Origin of the sequence: Pseudomonas sp. B21-015, from assembly GCF_024749285.1 — a bacterium.
Lineage (GTDB): Bacteria > Pseudomonadota > Gammaproteobacteria > Pseudomonadales > Pseudomonadaceae > Aquipseudomonas.
On the sequence record NZ_CP087196.1, the window covers coordinates 2,845,107 to 2,865,214 of the forward strand.

The 20,108-nt window shown below is 62.1% G+C and carries 2 protein-coding genes; both read left to right on the forward strand.

The annotated features are described in order from the left end of the window. The first annotated feature begins 32 nt into the window (after positions 1 to 32). On the forward strand, positions 33 to 12,410 hold the full coding sequence (locus LOY38_RS12685) for an SDR family NAD(P)-dependent oxidoreductase (RefSeq protein ID WP_258700303.1): 12,378 nt from the start codon (positions 33 to 35) through the stop codon (positions 12,408 to 12,410). An 80-nt stretch (positions 12,411 to 12,490) separates the two neighbouring features. Next, entirely contained in the window at positions 12,491 to 20,104 is a 7,614-nt protein-coding gene (locus LOY38_RS12690) for a type I polyketide synthase (protein ID WP_258700304.1), read from the forward strand. Positions 20,105 to 20,108 lie beyond the last annotated feature (4 nt).

The window sequence follows — 20,108 nt, forward strand, 5'->3', positions numbered from 1 at the left end:
GGCACTATCAGAACCAGGGATTGGAGAGAGCAGTGGACAGTAAAATCAGGGTTCTGCACGGCAAAATCCAACGGCAGGAAATCAGCGTCGAACAAGCGGCGCTGGAATTCGAGAAGCTCAGAGCCGGCGCTCGCCACGACCCGGTGCCGCGACTGATCGAGGCACCACCGGCCAGCGCCGACCTGATCGCCGCCGCTGTCTATCGCTACGATGAGCCGTGCCTGCGCGATCACCAGTTCAATCACCAGCAGATCCTGTTGGGGCTGACTTATGCCAGCCTGGCGCTGGAGCACGGTCTGGGTCAGCTCTCCGAGGGTGAAGCGCTGCAACTGAAAAAACTGACGTTTGCCGCACCCATTGCGCTGGTCGAGGGCGAGCAGCTTGAAGTGGCGATCCGTGCCAGCCAGCCCGGGTTCGAGGCCGTGTGCCGCCGTACGCCGCTGGCGCCCTGGCAAGTGGTGGCCAGTGGCGAACTGTCGGCGGTCGCTGTTGAACGCCAGCAAGTGTTGCCTGCTGAACTCATGACCGGTATGACGGCGGTGGAATTGGCTTCGATCTACCAGATCAGCGAGCACATCCACATTGGCGAGAGCTATCGCACCCTGCAAGCGCTCTACCAGCAGCCGGACGGCTGTCAGGCGCTGTCGCGGGTGGAGCTGAGCGATGCGCGCCACTACGGCCTGCATCCATTGCTGATCAACAGCGCTTTTCTGACAATCATTCCTCTGCTGGCCGGGGAGCAGCTCGCCAGCCATTACATTCCCCTAGGAATCAAGTCCCTGACGTTTCATCGGCGCCAGGCACCGGCAACCGGCTGGATCCACGCCCGTCTGGTGAAGAACTCCGGCGAACTGGTGTTGTTTGATGCCGAGCTGTACGGCGACGACGGCGCATTGATTGCTCAGTTCAATGGCTGCTCGTTGAAGCGGCTGCGCGGTGCCAATCTGGTTGATCAGGCTGAGCCGCGCGCGGTTGAGATTGTCGGCAGCAGCGTAGCGGTCGAAGACTATCTGCTGACCCAGTTGCACGCCATCGGCGCCAGCCAGATTGGAAAAAAACAACGCCAGCGCAACCTGATGGACTTGGGACTTGAGTCCATGCAACTGGTCAATCTGGCGCAACGTATCGCCAGCGCGGCGCAGATCGAACTGGAACCCACGGTGTTTTTTGAATACCCGAGCATCGCCGAGCTGGCGATGTTTCTCTGGCAGGAGCACCGCACGGCGTTCACCCCATTGCTGGGCGAGCAGGGCATGACGACCGGGATTATCCCGGTGACTGAACCCGCCGCCACTGCGCACAGCAGTAGCAATCCTCAGACCGATATTGCAATCATCGGAATGCACGGGCAGTTCGGCGAGGCCGGCGATCTGGATCAGTTCTGGCGCAACCTCTGGCAGGACCTCGAACTGATCAAGCCAGTGCCGGCGGATCACTGGGACATTTCTCCGTGGTTCGATGCCGATCCCGACGCCAAAGACAAAACCTATTCCCGCTGGGGCAGTTTCATCGACGACGTCGACAAGTTCGACGCCGGCTTTTTCAACATGTCCCGCCGCGAAGCCCAGTGGATGGACCCACAAGTGCGGCTGCTGCTGCAGAGCGCCTACACCAGCGCCGAGAATGCCGGGGTGATCCAGCGCTTGCGCGGCAGCAATACCGGCGTGTTCATCGGTTCCTGTTTCAACGAGTACGTCGACAAGATAAGCGAACTTGGCCTGCCAATGGACCCGTACATCGCCACCGGCAGCGGCACCATCGCGGCCAACCGGATTTCGTTCTGGTTCGACTTCAAAGGCCCTAGCCTGATGTTCAACACCGCCTGCTCCTCGTCGCTGGTTGCGTTGCATGCCGCCTGCGTGGCGTTGCGCAACGGCGAGTGCGCGATGGCCTTTGTCGGTGGTAGCAACTTGTTGCTGTCGTCCTGGCACTACCGCTATTTTTCGGCGATCCGCGCGCTGTCGCCGACGGGGCGTTGCCACACCTTTGACGCCCGCGCCGACGGCTATGTGCCGGGTGAATGCGTCGCCACGCTGTTGCTCAAACCGTTGTCACAGGCGCTGGCCGATGGCGACCCGATCCACGGCGTGATCAAGGGTTCGGCGGCGCTGCATGGCGGTTACACACCTTCGCTGACGGCGCCGAGCGTGGCGGGAGAGGAAAACGTGATCGTGCATGCCTGGCAGAACGCCGGGATCGATCCGCGCACCCTGAGCTACATAGAGGCCCACGGCACCGGCACCCGACTCGGCGATCCGATCGAGATCAATGCACTCAAACGCGCCTTTGCGCGATATACCGACGATCGGGGTTTCTGCCATATCGGCTCGGTCAAGGCCAACATCGGCCATACCGAGGGCGCAGCCGGCATCGCCGGGGTGCTCAAAGTGCTGCAGCAGATGAAGCACCGGAAACTGCCGGCGCTGGGGCATTTCAAAGAGCAGAACGCTCATATCAAACTCGAAGACTCGCCGCTGCTGATCGACACCGAGGGCCGCGACTGGCCGGAGCAAGGCACACCACGGCGGGCCGGGATCAGCTCCTTCGGCTTTTCCGGCACCAACGCCCATGCGGTGCTGGAGGAGTATCGCGAGCAACGCCAGTTCGCCACGCATCAGGGCCAGCAGGTGCTGGTGCCGTTGTCCGCACGCAATGAACAACGCCTGCGAGAGCAGGTGGTGCGGTTACTGGAACACCTGGAGCAGCACACGCCGGACCTCGCTGCACTGGCGTACACCCTCCAAACCGGGCGAGAGGCGATGGCGGCGCGGGCGACTTTCATGGTCGACAGCCTTGAGCAGTTGCAACACCGGCTGCAAGCCTGGATCGCTGGCGAGCGCGATATCGATTTTGCTGCACCGGTCATGAGCGCCGAACAGGCCCTGGCCGGTGCTGACCTGCGGCAGCTGGCAGCGCTGTGGCTTGCGGGTGCTGACAACGAGGACAATATCGACTGGTCGCGTCTCTATGGCGCGGGGCGGCATCCCGCACGAATCAGCCTGCCGGGTTACGCCTTTGCCAGGGAACGCCACTGGTTGGAAGCGCCGATGCCAACCGCCGCGGCAGCGGCCGCCGACAGCACGTTGCTCACTTACACCGAACAATGGCTTTCGGTCGAGGAGCCGGTTGGAGGGAGCGGGATAAAGCGGGTGATCTGCCTGTTGGCTGAACCTCGGCTACGCCAGCAACTGGCCCGTGAAATCCGCGACCTGAGCCCGCACACCGAGCTGCTCTTTATCGCTGCCGGTGACGCAAATGGTCGCGATGAGGATGGCCATTACCGCGTAGCGGCGCACGACCTGCAACAGTTGCAGGAAGGACTGCAACAGGCGCTGTCGACCCACGGCGCAACCCGGATTGTGTATTTGTGGGGCATGGATGATCGACGCTGGATTCGCGACAGCAGCCCGATAGTTGCCTTGCTTAAGGCCATGGCTGCCACCACGACGCCTATCGAACGCTTGCTGCTGGCTGGCCGGGCTGACGATGCGCTTGAACGATGCCACCTTGAGTCCTGGATAGGCATCGAACGCTCCCTTGGCGCGGTGATGGATTGCCCCGTCGAGGTGGCCATTGATTTGCCTCACCGTGACGCCGACGACAACCGCTGGCTGCGCCGCGTGTGGCTGCAACTCAGCGGCAAACCGGCGGGCAGCAGGTTGTATCAGGACACGCTGACCCTGCGGCCGGTCTTGACGCCGACCCTCGCCGAGCCCGCCGTCGAGCCGCTGGCTCTGGATCAACTTAATACCCTGCTGATCACTGGCGGACTCGGCGAACTGGGCTTGCTGCTGGCGGGCGAACTGTCGAACCAGGCCAGGCAACGCGGCAGCGGTCAACTGAATCTGCTACTCAATAGTCGCTCGCCATTGTCGGCGGCCACACAGGCGCGAATCGATGCGCTGAGCCATGAATGCTGCAGGGTATTCCATGTGCAGGCCGATTGCGCAGATCGTCTGGCACTGACGGCTGCACTGGTTGAGGTGCTGGCGCAGAGCGGGCCGATCGACGGCCTGATTCATGCCGCCGGCCTCAAGGCCAATGGCAGTGTATTTGCCAGTTCACCTGCGGATTTCGATGCAGTGCTCAACGCCAAGATCAAGGCCACACAGGTGCTGGACGACGTGCTGGCGGCGCAACCGCTGGCGTTGATCTGCCATTTCTCCTCAAGCTCGGCATTGCTGGGGGATATGGGGGCGTGCAGCTACGCGATGGCCAACCGTTTCCAACAGACCTATGCGCGTTACGTCCAGACCGGGCGCGCACGGCGGGTCGTGGCGATCAACTGGCCGCTGTGGCGTGACGGCGGCATGGCGGTGGGCGAGCGCGAGTCGACCGAGTTCTACCTCAAGTCCAGCGGCCAGCGGATGCTGGAAAGCGCCGAAGGCCTGACATTGCTGCGCCGGATCGTCAGCAGTGACGTCGAGCAGGTATTGGTGTTGGCCGGGCAACCGGCGCGGTTGCAACAGCTGGTAGCCGGGATCAACGAACCGGCGCAAAAAACCAGGGCTGAAACACCGCCGGCAGCCCCCGCACGCAACCCGGCGCACCGCCGTCCCGAACTCAAAGGGTTGAGCCTTGCGCAGTCGCTGTTATGGGACTTGCGGGAACTGGCGAGCCGGCCGCTGAATGCCGAACGGCAGACGCTCGGCGAAGACACCAATCTGGCCGATTTCGGTTTCGACTCCATCAGCCTGGCGGAGTATGCCGGGCTGCTGAGCCGGCACTTTGCCCTGAAGTTGACCCCGGAAGTATTTTTCAGCCATTCGACTTTGGCAAAACTCGCCGCGCATTTGCTGGAACAGCACCGGCAGGCGGTAGAGGCCTGCTACTTGCGTACCGTGACCTGCGCACCTGAACCGTTGCCGGGGCTGGCCAGTGCGATCACCTCAAGCCCAGACACCAACGCCATCGCGATCATCGGCATCAGTGGCCGCTTCCCCGGCGCCCGTACGCCCGATGAATTGTGGCAATTGCTGGTCGAGGGCCGCGACATGGTCGGCGAGATCCCGGCCGAGCGTTACGACTGGCGCGAGCATTATGGCGATCCGCGGGAGAACCCGGCCAAGACCCGCTGTATCTGGATGGGCAGCGTGCCGGGGATCGACGAATTTGATCCGCTGTTCTTCGAGATTTCACCGCGCGAGGCAAACAATCTTGACCCCCGGCAGCGCCTGCTGTTGCAGGAGTCCTGGAACGCCTTGGAGGACGCCGGCATCGGCCCGCGTCACCTGGCAGCGCAGCGGGTCGGCATGTTCGTCGGCGTCGAGGAGGGCGACTTCCAGCGACTCGCCGGCGAAGAGAGTCTGACCTCCAGCCATAACGGCATTCTCGCGTCGCGGCTAGCGTACTTTCTGAACCTCACCGGGCCGACCATGGCGATCAACACCGCCTGCTCGTCGGCACTGGTGGCGCTGCATCAGGCGGCATCGAGCCTGCGTAACCACGAATGCGAGATGGCCATCGCCGCTGGCGTCAATCTGATTTTCTCGCCAGACGCCTTTATCGGCATGACCCAGGCGGGGATGCTCTCGCCGGATGGCAAGTGTTTCACCTTCGATCACCGGGCCAACGGCATGGTGCCGGGCGAGGCGGTGTGCTGCGTGCTGCTCAAGCCGCTGGCCCGTGCCGAGGCCGATGGCGACCGGATTTACGGCGTGCTGCGCGCCAGCGGCATCAACTACGACGGCAAGACCAACGGCATCACCGCGCCCAGCGGCGTTTCGCAGCAACGCCTGCTGGAAGACGTTTATCGCCGCGCCGGGATCGACACCCAGACAGTGGACTACATCGTCACCCACGGCACCGGCACCCAGCTGGGTGACCCGGTAGAAATCAACGCCCTCAACGATGCGTTCCGGGGTAACACGGCGGGCCATTGCGCGCTGACCTCGACCAAGACCAATCTGGGCCACACTTTTGCCGCCTCGGGGCTGGTCAGCGTCATCAGCCTGTTGCAGGCGCTGCGCCACGAAACCATTCCGGCCAGCCTGCATTGCGAGCAGGAAAACGACTATATCCAGTGGCAACAGAGCCCGTTCTACGTCAACAAGGCCAGCAAGGCCTGGCCGCAGGCAGGCCGCGACCGCGAACGCATCGGCGCGGTCAGCGCCTTCGGCATGAGCGGCACCAACGCTCACGTGGTGTTGCAAAGCTACAGCCAGCAGCACGATGGCGCTGCGCTGCGGCGACCTTGCTACTTGCTGGTGTTATCGGCCAAGACCGCCGAAGCCTTGCAGGAAAAAGTCGCACAACTGAACGTGGCGCTGGAGCAGGGCGGCTACGTTGATGAGCAGTTGCCGTCGATCAGCCATACGCTGCTCGAAGGTCGGCATCACTTCCGTTATCGCCTGGCCTTGGTGGCGGCGGATCTGGAAGAAGCGCGCTACGGCCTGCAGCGTTATCTGGTCGGCGAGAAGCGGCCCAACCTGTTTGGCGGTGAAGTCGAGCGCGAATTTTCCCCACGCAAAACCGTCAGCCGTTATATCGAACAGTTGCTGGGCGACAGCCTCAGTGCCGATGAAAACGAGCTCCGCGAGCTGCTGTCGGGGCTGGCGGATAGTTATCGTCAGGGCTATGACATCGACGGTCGGCGCCTGTTTGTGGCGTCGCCGCCACGTGTATCGCTGCCGGGTTATCCGTTTGCTCGCGAGCGTTATTGGCCTGAAATCCATCAGCATTCACAGCGCGATACTGGCCAGGGTGTGGAGCGACTGCACCCGCTGTTGCATCGCAATATCTCAACCTTGGCTCGTCAGTGTTTTGTCAGCCGCTTCAGCGGTCGCGAAAGGTTTCTGGTCGATCACCGGATCGGCGATCAACTGATTTTCCCGGGCACCGCTTATCTGGAAATAGCTCGCGAAGCGATTGTCAGGGCCAGCGAGCTGCCAGCGCAGCACATCACGCTGCGCAACATGGTCTGGTTGCGGCCACTGGCATTTGCAGTTACCGGCGACCCGCGCGAGACCGAGCTGTTCTGTGAGTTGACGCTCAAGGCCGGCGATAACCTGTCCTTCAGGATTTACAGCCTCGACGGCGTGACACAGCAACTGCATGCCCAGGGCGACGCGCTGCTGGCAACCGTTGCCGCTCCCGCGCCACCAGTGCTTGAGCTGGCGCAATGGACGGCTGAGTGCAACCTCGGCGAGCGCAGCCACGACGCGTTGTATTGCGACTTCGAGTCCATGGGTGTGCATTACGGCAGCAGCTTCCGTGCTGCCGGCCAGATCCACATGGGACGCGACCGGGTGCTAGGCCAATTGTCCGACGCAGCGCTCGATCCGCAGATGGACGGCGTGCTGCTGCCACCGGGAATACTCGACAGCGCGCTGCACATCGCCGCTTTACTGGGTTCCGGGCAGCAAGCTGCTGAACCGGCACTGCCGTTTGCCCTGGAAAGCCTGCGCCTGTACGGCTCGGTCGAACAATCGCTGCGCCTCGGGCCGCTGACAGTGATCGCGACGCGCCACGCGATGCCAGACGGCGCTCCGGTCGAGAAGATCGATCTACACATCTGCAATCACGCCGGTGAATGCCTGCTGCAACTGGAGGGCTTCAGCTCGCGCCGGACCGGCGCTGAACGGCACGCGATTCAGGCACAGGACACGACGCAGCCGAGCGAAGCCCTTGGCCGTTTGATCCGCACCCCGTTCTGGCAGCCCCTCGACAGTCCCGGCGAAGCGCTGCCCGTTGATGTCCGGCCGCACCTGCTGCTGTTGGGGTTGCCCGACGCGGTGGTGGCCGAGCTGCGTCGGCAGTTCGGCACCCAGGTCAGTGTTTTGTCCGGTGCGGCGGGCGAAACCAGTGCTGCGATTTACCAAGCGGCGGCGCTGGCGCTGCTCAAGTGCTTGCAGCAATGGGACGCCAAGGCTGGCGACTATCTGCAACTGTACGTCGGCCAGGGCCAGGATGACCTGCGCCTGAGCGCGCTGGATGCGCTGCTGAGCACCGCGATGATTGAAAATTGCGAGTTGAAGGCCCGACTGGTGGCGGTTGATCCCGACATGGGCGACGCGGCGATGAGTCGTGTGATCGCCGAGCAGAGCCGCTTCCACTGCCAGCAACGGGTGCGGATCTTCGCCAGCGGCAACCTGTATGGCAGTCAATGGCGTGAGCTGGCCGCGGAACCGGTGCAAGACCCTGAGCCCGTGCCATTTCGCGATGCCGGTGTCTATGCGATCACTGGCGGTGCCGGGGGCCTCGGATTGATCTTCGCGGAACAGATCGCCAGCAGTTGCCACAACCCGGTGCTGTACCTGGCGGGCCGCTCGGTGCCGAGTGCGCCTGCACAACAGAAATTCGAGCAACTGGAGGCGCTCGGCGCCCGCGTGCTTTACCAGCCACTGGACGTCAGCGACGCAACGGCGGTCGGGCAGTGGATTGACGGCATTTACGCCGAGCAGGGCACCCTGCACGGGGTGATCCATGGCGCGGGGGTGATCCGTGACAGCCTGATCATGCACAAGTCCGCCAGTGATTTTGAACAGGTGCTGGCGGCGAAAGTGGCCGGTGTCGAGGCGCTGGACCGGGCCATCGGCGAGCGGCCGCTGGACTTTCTGGTGTGCTGTTCGTCCCAGGCGGCGATGGGCAATTTGGGGCAGGCGGACTATGCCTGCGCCAATGCCTGGATGGATGCCTTCATGCACTACCGGCAAAACCTCACCGCCGATGGCAAGCGCAAGGGGCGCTCGCTGAGCATCAACTGGCCGCTGTGGCGCAACGGCGGCATGCGCCTGGCGCCGGTAATCGAGCAACAGATGCGCGAACAGTTCGGCATCGTACCAATGCCGCTGGAAGAGGGCCTCGGTAGCCTGCGGCGGCTGTTGACGAACTCAGTCAGCGCTCAGGCGTGGGTGGTGTATGGCGAATCATCGCGGCTGGCGAGTATGGGTCAAGCGGCGCCTGCCCAGCAGCAAACCCCAGTAAAACCGGCGCCGCAACAATCAGGCAGGACGACGAGGCTCAGCGACAGCGAACTGCGAAAACACATCGAAACGTTTGTCACCCGGATCATCGCCAAGGTGACCCAGATTGACGCAGCGAAAATCCATCCGGCGGAGAAGTTCGAAGTCTATGGCTTTGATTCGATCATGGCAGTGGGCGTGACCAACGAGCTGGAAAAACACCTCGGTTCTTTGCCCAAGACCCTGCTCTTCGAACACGTCAACATTGCCGGCATGGTTGACCATTTCGCGGTGAAATATCGCGACCGGTTTGCCGCGATGTTCGGCGATGATGAGCAGCCGCCGCTAAGTGCTTCGGTCGCTCAAGCACCTTCAATTGAACCGGCGTTCAATCGTTTCGCAGCCGCCAGCCAACCCGCCACGCCAGTCTCCCCTGCACAGATCGAAGACAGTGATCTGGCGCAGTACGTCGCCGTGATCGGCCTGGGCGGTTATTACCCGGGTGCGGACAACATGGACCAGCTGTGGCAGAACCTCGCCAACGGCGTCGACTGCATGAGCGAGTTCCCCGCCGAGCGCTGGGACCACAGCAAGCTCTACTACAAGAACCGTGACGTGCTGGGCAAGACCACCTGCATCAACGGCTCCTTCATCAAGGACGTGGACAAGTTCGACTACAGCTATTTCAAAATGCCCAAGGTCTATGCCGATCACATGTCGCCGGAAGTCCGGCTGTTCCTTCAGGCGGCGGTGCATACCTTTGAAGACGCCGGTTATTCGCGTGAAACCCTGCAAAGCCGTTATGGCGGCAACGTCGGCGTGTTGCTGGGCGCCATGACCAACGACTATCACTACTACGGCTTCGAGCACAATTTGTCCGGCGGTTCGATTGCGTCGGGTTCGGGCATGGCAACCATCCCGATGACGGTATCCTATTTCTACGGCCTGACCGGGCCGAGCCTGTTTATCGACACCATGTGCTCGTCGTCCTCGACCTGCATTCACACTGCGTTCCAGATGCTGCGTCACGACGAGACCATGATGGTGCTGGCCGGCGGCCTGAACCTGATGTACCACCCCTATACAGTGGTCAATACGTCACAGGGCAACTTCACCTCGATCACCTCCGAGTCGGTCAACAGCTATGGGGTTGGCGCCGACGGCACGGTGATCGGCGAAGGGGTCGGGGCGGTGCTGCTCAAACGCCTGGACCGGGCAATTGCCGATCGCGATCAGATCTACGGCGTGATCAAGGGCTCGGCGATCACCAATGCCGGCGAACGCAACGGTTTCAACGTGCCCAACCCGGACCTGCAAACCCTGGCGATCCGTCAGGCGATGGAGCAGGCCAAGGTGCACCCATCGTCGATTTCCTATGTGGAAGGTCATGGCTCAGGCACGCGGCTGGGGGACCCGATCGAGGTGCTGGGGCTCAATAACGCCTTTAACCGCGACACCGACGACAAGCAGTTCTGTTACCTCGGTTCGATCAAGTCGAACATCGGCCACCTGCTGGCTGCATCGGGCGTGGCCGGGTTGACCAAGACCCTGTTGCAACTCAAGCATGGGCAGATTGCACCGTCGATCCATTCGGGCCTGCTCAATCAGGACATCGACTTCGCCGACACACCGTTCGTGGTGCCGCAGCAGTTGACAGAATGGCGTCGCCCGGAACGGCTGATCAATGGAGAAAAACAACGGTTTCCACGACGGGCCGGGCTGACTTCGATTGCCGCAGGTGGCATGAACGCGCACATGATCGTCGAAGAATATCCGCAGCCAGGGGACAGCGCCGGGCAGATTGCCGATGACCGCCTGGCGTTTGTGTTCTCGGTGCACAAGCTGTCGGTACTGGTGGAAAACCTGACCCGTTTCAGGGACTGGCTGGCGAGCAGCGAGGCGTCGTTGGCACAGATCGCCTATACGCTGCAGGTCGGCAAAAACAACCTGCGCAACCGGTTGGTGATTCGCTGCGACAGTCGACCAGCGCTGCTGGACGCGCTGACGTCCTGTATCGAAGGGCGTTATGACAGCACGACGTTCTACCGCTTTCAGGAAAACGATGCGGCGCAGCTACCAGAGGTGGATGGCCCGTTGACGCCGCTGTTGAGCCAGTGGCTGAACGGCGATAACCAGGTCGATTGGGCCAGCCTGTATGGTCAGCAGCCACAGCGCATCAGCCTGCCGGTTTACGGTTTTGAAAAAAACCGCTGCTGGTACACCGAGCCAGGCTACGAGTCGGCGATCATCAATCCCTTGATGTTCACCAAAAAACTGCACCCGCTGGTGACCGAGAACTGTTCGACGCCGCAACCGGGCGCGCTGTTTCGCAGCGACTTCGTCCAGGCGCAATTGCTCGATTACGTTTACAAGGCCGCAGACGGGCAACGCATCAGTGCCTTCAACTTTGCCGACGTCGCGTTGGCGATACCGGCGCTGGTGTCGCGGTTTGACGGTTGCACGCTGTCGGTGTCCTGCGCGTTCGAGCACTTTATTGCCGACTGGGCGACGGTTACCGGGCTTGCGTACCGCTTGCTGGAAATTGACGAAGGGCAGTTGGAGCTGGAGTTCGATGTGCGACGCCAGGGCGAACAGTCGGTCAACCTGGGGTTTGCCCTGATCAACCCGTTGACCGGCAACGAACCGGCATTGGCGCAGTCGTTGCTGGACGCCGCCAGTGAGCTGTTGAACCGCCAGCCAGGGCACCGTGGTGGCGATGGCGCGTCGGGCACCGCCGATGTCAACCGGCGACTGGCCCAGGCTGGCTACGATTTTTCGCCCTACCTCGACAATGAGGGCGAGCTGGTGATCAGCCGCAATGGCTTGCTGCTGGAAGGCCGGCCACCGGTCAATCGGCACAATCACCATGCCGGCAACGTTCAGTTGTCGCCTTATCTGGCGACCACCCTCGACAAGGCGTTTTACCTGTTGCTCGAAGAGCTGGGGCTGCCGCAAGGCCGGGTCATTGTGCGCAATATCGAGCAGCTGTGTTGCTACGAACAGCCCGTCGGCAACTTCTCGGTGATCCTGACGCAGATCGGGCTCAACGCTGATGTGCTGTCGTTCAGCGTGCTGGTGCTGGATGAGCAGGCCCGGATTTACCTCAAGGCTGATCGGGTCAGCCTGCATCTTGGCGAGCAGGAACTGGCGAACATCCGCCGCGATCACCATTGGCTGGCTGGGAGTATTGCAGCGGTCGTACGGCCATCGTTTGAGCCAACGACTCAGCCTGTTGGTGCCATTGCGCAAACGCAGGGTGGCGATGGTGAAGCCACTCTCGGCGAGCGAATTCTCGCGTTTATCCAGCAAGAGTTGCAGCACAAGCTGGGGTTTGCGCCGCAGGAAACTGGCGAATCGGCGCAGGTCCATGACCTGGGGCTGGACTCGATCATGGTGGTGCAACTGACGGACAGCGTGAACAAGCGCTTTGGCACCAGACTGATGCCCGACCTGTTTTATGAAAAGCAGCAACTGGGCGAGTTGGCGGCAAAGCTGCAAGCCGTTTAGAAACCATTCAATTGATCTGAAGAATTGACCCGGCAGGCCATGCCGCCGGGTAAACCAGGACGGTAAGGGCATTCAGAACAATGAACGACTCAACATCGAACAATGCACATGACATCCGCCTGCCTAATCAGCGGCCCGCTCAACTACACTCGACCACGCCGGCGCAACGGACCCGGCGGCAGATCGGCGAAGGGCCACAAGGCACCGCTCCATCGCGAGCGCCGACTGCCAGGGTGGCGATTGTCGGGTTCGCCGGGCGTTTTCCCGGCGCCGACAATGCCGAGCAATTCTGGCAACTGTTGATGGAGGAGCGCTCGCAGATCAGCGAACTGCCATATTGGCATTTGCCGGGCATTGCCGAACGCGCTTACCTGCGCCAGACATTCACCTGTCCGGGCGGTTTCATCAACGACCCGACCGCATTCGACGCCGACTTCTTCAACATCTCTGCACGCGAAGCCGAGGCCATGGATCCGCAGCATCGTCTGGTGCTGGAGCAGACCTGGGCCGCTTTCGAAGATGCCGCTATCTGCCCGCAGAACCTGCGCGGCAGCAATACCGGGGTATTTATCGGCATCTCTTCCGCCGACTACAACGGCCTGCTGGCCCGTTCCGAGGCCGGCGCGCACGACGCCACGGGCAATGCGCACTCGATCATCGCCAACCGCATCTCCTACCTGTTCGATTTCCATGGCCCCAGCGCGCCCATCGATACCGCCTGCTCCAGTTCACTGGTGGCGGTACACAGGGCCGCGCAGTCGATCCTCAACGGCGACTGCACGGTGGCTGTCGCCGGCGGGGTCAATCTGTGCTTTGAACCGATGGTGTTTATCGGTGCGGTCAAGGCCGGCATGCTCAGCCCCACCGGGCGCTGCAAGGCCTTTGCCGCCGATGCCGACGGCTATGTGCGCGGTGAAGGCGTCGGGGTGTTGGTCCTCAAGGACTATCAGCAGGCATTGGCCGATGGCGACAATATTGTCGCGACAATTATCGGTTCCGCGGAAAACCACGGCGGCCACGCCAACTCCTTGACCGCACCCAATCCCAGAGCCCAGGCCGACCTGATCAAACAGGCCTGCCAAGGCATCGACATCAACAGCATCGGTTACATCGAAGTCCACGGCACCGGCACGCGCTTGGGCGATCCCATCGAGATCAGCGGACTCAAGCAGGCCTTTGCCGAACTGGGCGCCAGCGCCGAGCAGCGCTGTTACCTAGGTTCGGTGAAAACCAATATCGGCCACCTCGAATCCGCTGCCGGCGTCGCCGGGCTGATCAAGACCTTGCTGGCCCTCAAGCAGGGGTACCTGCCCAAGAGCCTGCATAGCGAACAGCTCAATCCGTATATCGATCTGGCCGGCAGTCCGTTCGAGGTTTTGCAGGCTGGCCGGGAGTGGCCGCAGCCGTCCGACCGCCAGGGCAACAAGGCGCCGCGCCGGGCGGGAGTCAGTTCGTTCGGTTTTGGCGGGGCCAATGCCCATGTTGTGCTGGAGGCGGTTGAGCCTTTGACCACCGTGACGGAACAGGGGCACGCCGCGACGATATTTCCACTCTCGGCTAAAACCCCCGAAGCGCTGCAGTCGCGGGTTGAACAGTTGATCGATTTTCTGCAATGCCAGCCTCAACTGCCGTTGGTGGATGTCGCCGTCAGCCTGCAACTGGGCCGTGAGGCGATGGAATACCGGCGGGTGATTGCGGCGGACAACCGCGACAGTCTTTTGAGCCAACTGCGTGCCAGCGAAACCGGCGAGGGCGGCAAACCTGCCAGCAAGATTGCGCCGGACGAGGTGATTCGGGCGTTGCAACAACAGGATATCGACAGCGTGCTGGCACTGTGGCGCCAGGGCGCAACCGTGGACTGGCGTCAGCTTTGCCAACATGCTCAGCCGCGCCGAATCCCGCTGCCGACCTACCCGTTCAGCCGCGAGCGGTACTGGATCAGCGAATCACCTGCGGTCGAACGCATGGGCGAGGCGTGGCTGCACCCACTGGTGCAGCGCAATACGTCGGACCTGGCAGGCCAGCGTTTCACTAGCCGGTTCGACGGCAACGAATGGTTTTTTGCCGAACACAGGGTCAACGGTCTGAAGGTCCTGCCCGGCGTGGCTTATCTGGAAATGGCCAGGGCTGCGCTTAAGCTGTCACTGACTGATGACGGCGCGGTGGTCCGCCTGAAGAACATTGCCTGGCGTCAACCGATGCGCCATGACGGCGGCGAGCTGGCCATCGATATCGATCTGGCCGAGCAGGACAACGGCGAGATCCGTTTCGAGATTCGTGGCGCGACGGCCGATGGCCCGAGCTATTGCGCCGGTGTGGCGACAGTTGGCAGCGCCGAGAGCCTGGCGTCGCTGGACCTTCCAGCCATCGCCGTGGCCACTGCCGGGCAGCGACTGGCACCAGAGCAGTGCTACGAGATTTTCGGCGAGATGGGGCTGGCGTATGGCGTGCGCTTTCGCCGGATCAGCGCGTTGCAGGCGGGCAACGGTCAGGTGCTGGCCAAACTGGTGTTGGCGGGTGAAAACGCTGGGCGCGGTGAATCACTGCTCCTGTCGCCCGGTCTGCTTGATGCTGCGTTGCAGGCCGCACTCGGACTGGCGTTACTGGAGCCGACCCAGCCGGGCCAGCAGCGTCAGCCTCTGGTGCCGTTTGCGCTGGACACGATGATTTTTGGCGACCTGCGCCTGCTCAATCAGCCCTGCCATGCATGGGTGCGCTATAGCGCCAGTCACCAGCCGGAACGGATCAATAAACTGGACGTGGACATCTGCGATGAGCAGGGCCGCGTGGCACTGCGCCTGCAAGGTTTTTCGTCGAGAAGACTTGAACCGGCAGCCATGCCCATGCTGACCATGATGCCGGTCTGGCATGACAAAGCGCTCGTCAACAATGCTCCGCGAAGCTACGCCCGGCAGGTGATTGTGTTGGCCGCAGATCAACCTGTTGCCGTAGACGAACTGGTGGATCGCTGCCAGGCGCTGGCGGGAGGCAGTTGTCAGATCCACATCGAGCGGTTGCCAATGGCTTCGAATGATCCCGCAATCGCTCTGCCATTGCTGGCCGGGTTCCTGATCGACCTCGTGCAAACGTGCCCGGCGGACACTCTGGTGCAACTGGTCCTTTGCGACCTTGATGAAACCGACGCGGTTTTCGCCTCGCTGCTGGCGCTGCTGAAGACAGCAAAAAACGAAGGGCTGATCGCCGCCGTGCAGTCTATCGAGGCTCGCGGGAGCCTCTTGCCGCAGTGGCTGATCGACAATGGCCATCAGAACGATGAACGGGTGCGTTACCAGGGCGGTCGACGTCAAGTGGCGTCCTGGCAGGAAGCTTCGCTGCCGGATGCTGACGCCGCGCCGTGGCGCGATGGCGGCGTTTACCTGCTGACCGGTGGTGCAGGCGGTTTGGGTTTGTTGCTGGCTGAAAGCATTGCCCGGCAGGCGCGGGGCGTCAGGTTGATCCTGGCCAGCCGCTCGGCCAGTCAACCTTCTCCCGTAGTCAGCGGGCGAATCGAGGCGATCAAGGCACTGGGTGCCGAGGTGCGGCTTGAGGCGCTGGACGTCGCCGACCAGAGCGCTGTAGAGGCACTGCTTGCACGGTGCGAGCAAGCGTTCGGCGTGATCAACGGTATCTTCCACTGCGCCGGTATCACCCGAGACAGCCTGCTCAAGAACAAAAGCGAGGCCGATCTGGCGGCGGTGCTGGCGCCCAAGGTGGCGGGCGTGCTGAACCTGGACCGGGCCAGCGCGCATCTGCCGCTGGACTGCTTTGTGTTGTTCTCCTCGGTGAGCGCGGTGATCGGTAATCCGGGGCAGGGCGACTATGCGCTGGCCAACGCGTTCATGGACGAGTGGGCCGGCTGGCGTAACCGCCAGACCCGGGCCGGCCAACGTCAGGGCCGTACGCTGGCGATCAACTGGCCACTGTGGCGCAACGGCGGGATGCAGATCGATGCCCGGCGAGAACAACAGATGATCGAGCAGACCGGGATTCACCCTTTGAGTGACAGCGCCGGCCTGGCGTTGCTGCGCCGGGTCTTGGCCGATACCCGCGGGGCCGAACGCTGGATGGTTCTGCAAGGCGATATCACCAGGATCAAGACGTTTATCGCTGGTCAGTGGCATGAGCCGGTGGCGGTCATGTTCGATGAGCCGCCAGCGCCGCCAATGATGCAAGCGCCGGTCGAGGCGGCACCCTTGGCGCAAACCGTGGAGGGCGACCTGAACGCGCTGGCGATCCGGCATTTCAAGCAACTGCTGTCGAAAACGCTCAAGCGACCGTTGGACAAGATCGACAGTGACGGCTCGTTCGAGCGCTACGGTGTCGACTCGATCATGCTCACCGAGCTGACCAGCCAACTGGAGCGCACGTTTGGCTCGCTGCCCAACACGCTGTTGTACGAATACCAGACGGTGCGCGAGCTGAGCGAGTATTTCATCCAGCAGCACCTCGAAACGATGCGCCAGTTGCTGGTGCCCGAGCCAGCCAAGCGCAGTACGTCCAGTGAAAAAGCCGCGTCGATACCCGAGGCGCAAGAACCCCGGCGCCAGCACAGCCGCCAACAGCGCGCGACGCCGCCAGGGACCAGCAACAGCCGCGATCTGGCGATCATCGGTCTCAGTGGTCGCTACCCCGGTGCCGAAGACCTGGAGACGTTTTGGCGCAAGCTCGCTGGCGGCGAAGACCTGATCAGCGAAGTGCCGACCTCGCGCTGGGATCATCAGGCGTACTTTGACGAAGCGCGCGACCGATTCGACAAGACGTACTGCAAGTGGGGCGGTTTTCTGGATGGGGTCGAGGACTTTGATCCGCTGTTTTTCAACCTCTCACCCCGAGAGGCACAAATCATCAATCCCAACGATCGGCTGTTCCTGGAAACGTGCTGGAACCTGCTGGAAAGCGCAGGGATCACCCGGCAACACGTCAAGCAACGCTATCAACAACAGGTGGGTGTGTTTGTCGGCGTGATGTACCAGCAATACCAGGCGTTTGAGTCGGATCTGGTCCGGGAGTCGCTGGTTTCGGTGACGTCCTACAGCGCCATTGCCAACCGGGTGTCCTATTTCTTCGATTTTCAGGGGCCGAGCCTGGCAATCGACACCATGTGCTCGTCGTCGATCTCGGCGATCCATGCCGCGGGCGAGGCGCTGCGCAATGGCGACTGTCGACTGGCGATTGCCGGCGGTGTCAACCTGACCCTGCATCCGAAGAAGTACATCGGCCTGAGCGTAGGCCAGGTGCTTGGCAGTCATGTCGGCAGCCGCAGCTTTGCCGATGGCGATGGTTATCTGCCGGCAGAGGGCGTCGGCGCAGTGTTGCTCAAGACGCTGGCCGACGCCGAACGAGATGGCGACCACATTCTGGCGGTGATCAAGTCGACCGCCACCAACCACGGCGGCCACACTCATGGTTTCTCGGTGCCGAGCGCCAAGGTGCAGGCCGCGCTGATCGACAGCAACTTCAAACGCGCAGGGATTGACCTGCGAACTGTCAGCTACGTCGAGTCGGCGGCCAATGGTTCAGCGATGGGCGATGCCATTGAACTGAGCGCGCTGAGCCGCATTTTCGGCGAAGCGGGAGTTGCCAGTCAGTCCTGCGCCATTGGCTCGGTCAAATCCAACATCGGTCATGCCGAAGCGGCTTCGGGCATGTCTGCGCTCAGCAAACTGGTGCTGCAACTGCAACACCGGCAGCTGGCGCCGTCGCTGGTGCTCGGTCCGCTGAATCCCAAGCTGGACTTCGAGCACTCACCATTCGTGCTGCAACGCACGTTAGCCGACTGGCCTCAGCCGGTGGTCGAGATCAATGGCGTGCGCCAATCCGTTCCGCGTCGGGCATCGCTCAGCGCGTTCGGTGCCGGCGGTTCCAATGCCCATCTGATTATCGAGGAATACCCCGAGGCGCCGGTGACCGATGTGGCACAGGAAGAGGACGGCGTTTTGCATATCGTGCCGCTGTCAGCGAACAGCAGCGGTTCTTTGCAGCAGGCAGTGGCAAGGCTGGCGCGGCATCTCGATGTCCATACGGATCTTCGACTCAAGGATCTGGCCCACACCCTGCAAATCGGCCGAGAGGCGATGCCGCTGCGGTTGGCCTTGCTGGTGGCCAGCACGGGCGAATTGCGCACGCTGTTAGCCGATATTCAGCGGGTGCTGGAGCAGGGCGAACCCATGGCCGCGCTGGAAACACTCGATTTGCCGCTGGCCTTCGGCAATGTCGACGAGGTGCCGGCGGCGCTGGCCAGCCTGCTGTCTGGCCCAGGTGCCGTAGCGCTGAGCAACGGCCTGATTGCCGCCGATGACCGGCAACAACTGGCGCTGCTCTGGACTCAGGGCGGCGAGATTGCGTGGGACAAACTTGCGCAAAACACCGGCGCGAATCTCATTCAGTTGCCCACGTATGGCTTCGACAAGAAGCGCTACTGGCTGGAACAGTCAAACACGGCGTTGCGTGACGACATCACGGGCGCAGGCCCGGCAGTGGGCAAGGACCGGGAAACTGCCGCCGAACAGGGTTTGCGTCTGCTTGCCGACTTGCTGGGCATGCAACCCAACGACTTGTCGCCGGCCAAGCCACTCAACGCCTACGGTGCCGATTCCATCGTGATGCTGCAGTGGGCAATGCAGGTGCAAGCGCACATTGATCCTGGAGTTACCCTGGCCGAAATCCAGCAGTGCCTGACTCTCGGTGATGTCCTTCAATTGCTGAGAGCATCTGCCAGTTTCAAAAAGCCGGTGCTGCCTCCGGAAATCATCGGCCTGTTGAGCGGTTCGACGACGCGCTTCCCTGAGCTGCAACGACTCAATCAGGTGCAGCATGGCCGACCCGTGTTCTGGTTCCATGGCGCCTTGGGCGGCAGTGAAATCTATCAGGGCCTGGCCCACCATATTCAGCGCCCGTTTTTCGGGCTTCAGGCCCGAGGCTGGATGACCGACCGCGCGCCGTTGCAGGGGATTCAGGCTATGGCGGCTTATTACGTTCAGGTTATCCAGTCGGTTCAGCAGCAAGGTCCCTACGACCTGGGCGGCTATTCGCTGGGCGGCATGCTGGCGTATGAAGTGACCCGGCAGTTGCAGGAGCTGGGGGAAACCGTCGCCAGCCTGGTGATGCTGGACTCACCGGACGTGACCGGTGAACGTACCGCCCGCCTTGCCGACAAGACCCGCTTGTTGCAGACCGTCAACATGTCCTTGCAGATGACCATCGGCCAGACCCCGGAGCGCTTCGCCGAGGTGTTGATCCACCGCGACGCGGTCGATCTGTCGCTGTCGCCAGCGGACTATCTGCAGCAACTGACGGCGCTGGCCCGGGAGCGGGGCCTGAAGACCAGCGACGAGCGTTTACAGCAGCTTCTGGCACAAGTCACGCAGATCCAGCAGGCATATCAGGTGGAGCATTATCGAATCCAGCCATTGCCCAAGGCCGGTGACGTCGCCTGTTATTACTTTCGCAATGCCAGCGGCTTGTGGATGGGCGCCCTGGAGCCATTTTTCTCCACCGATAGCCAGGAATTCGCCGCTTTTAATCACGCCGATTACTGGCAGGAGTGGCAGCGGCAATTACCGAACTTCGAGATGATCGAGGTGGCATCGGCCAACCATATGACGCTGCTGACCCAGCCGGAAGTGTTCAGAGTGATCGCGCAGTTCTGCGCGTCCTTATATGGCGAAAAGCGGGTGGAGAATGCCGTTGGATAACGCC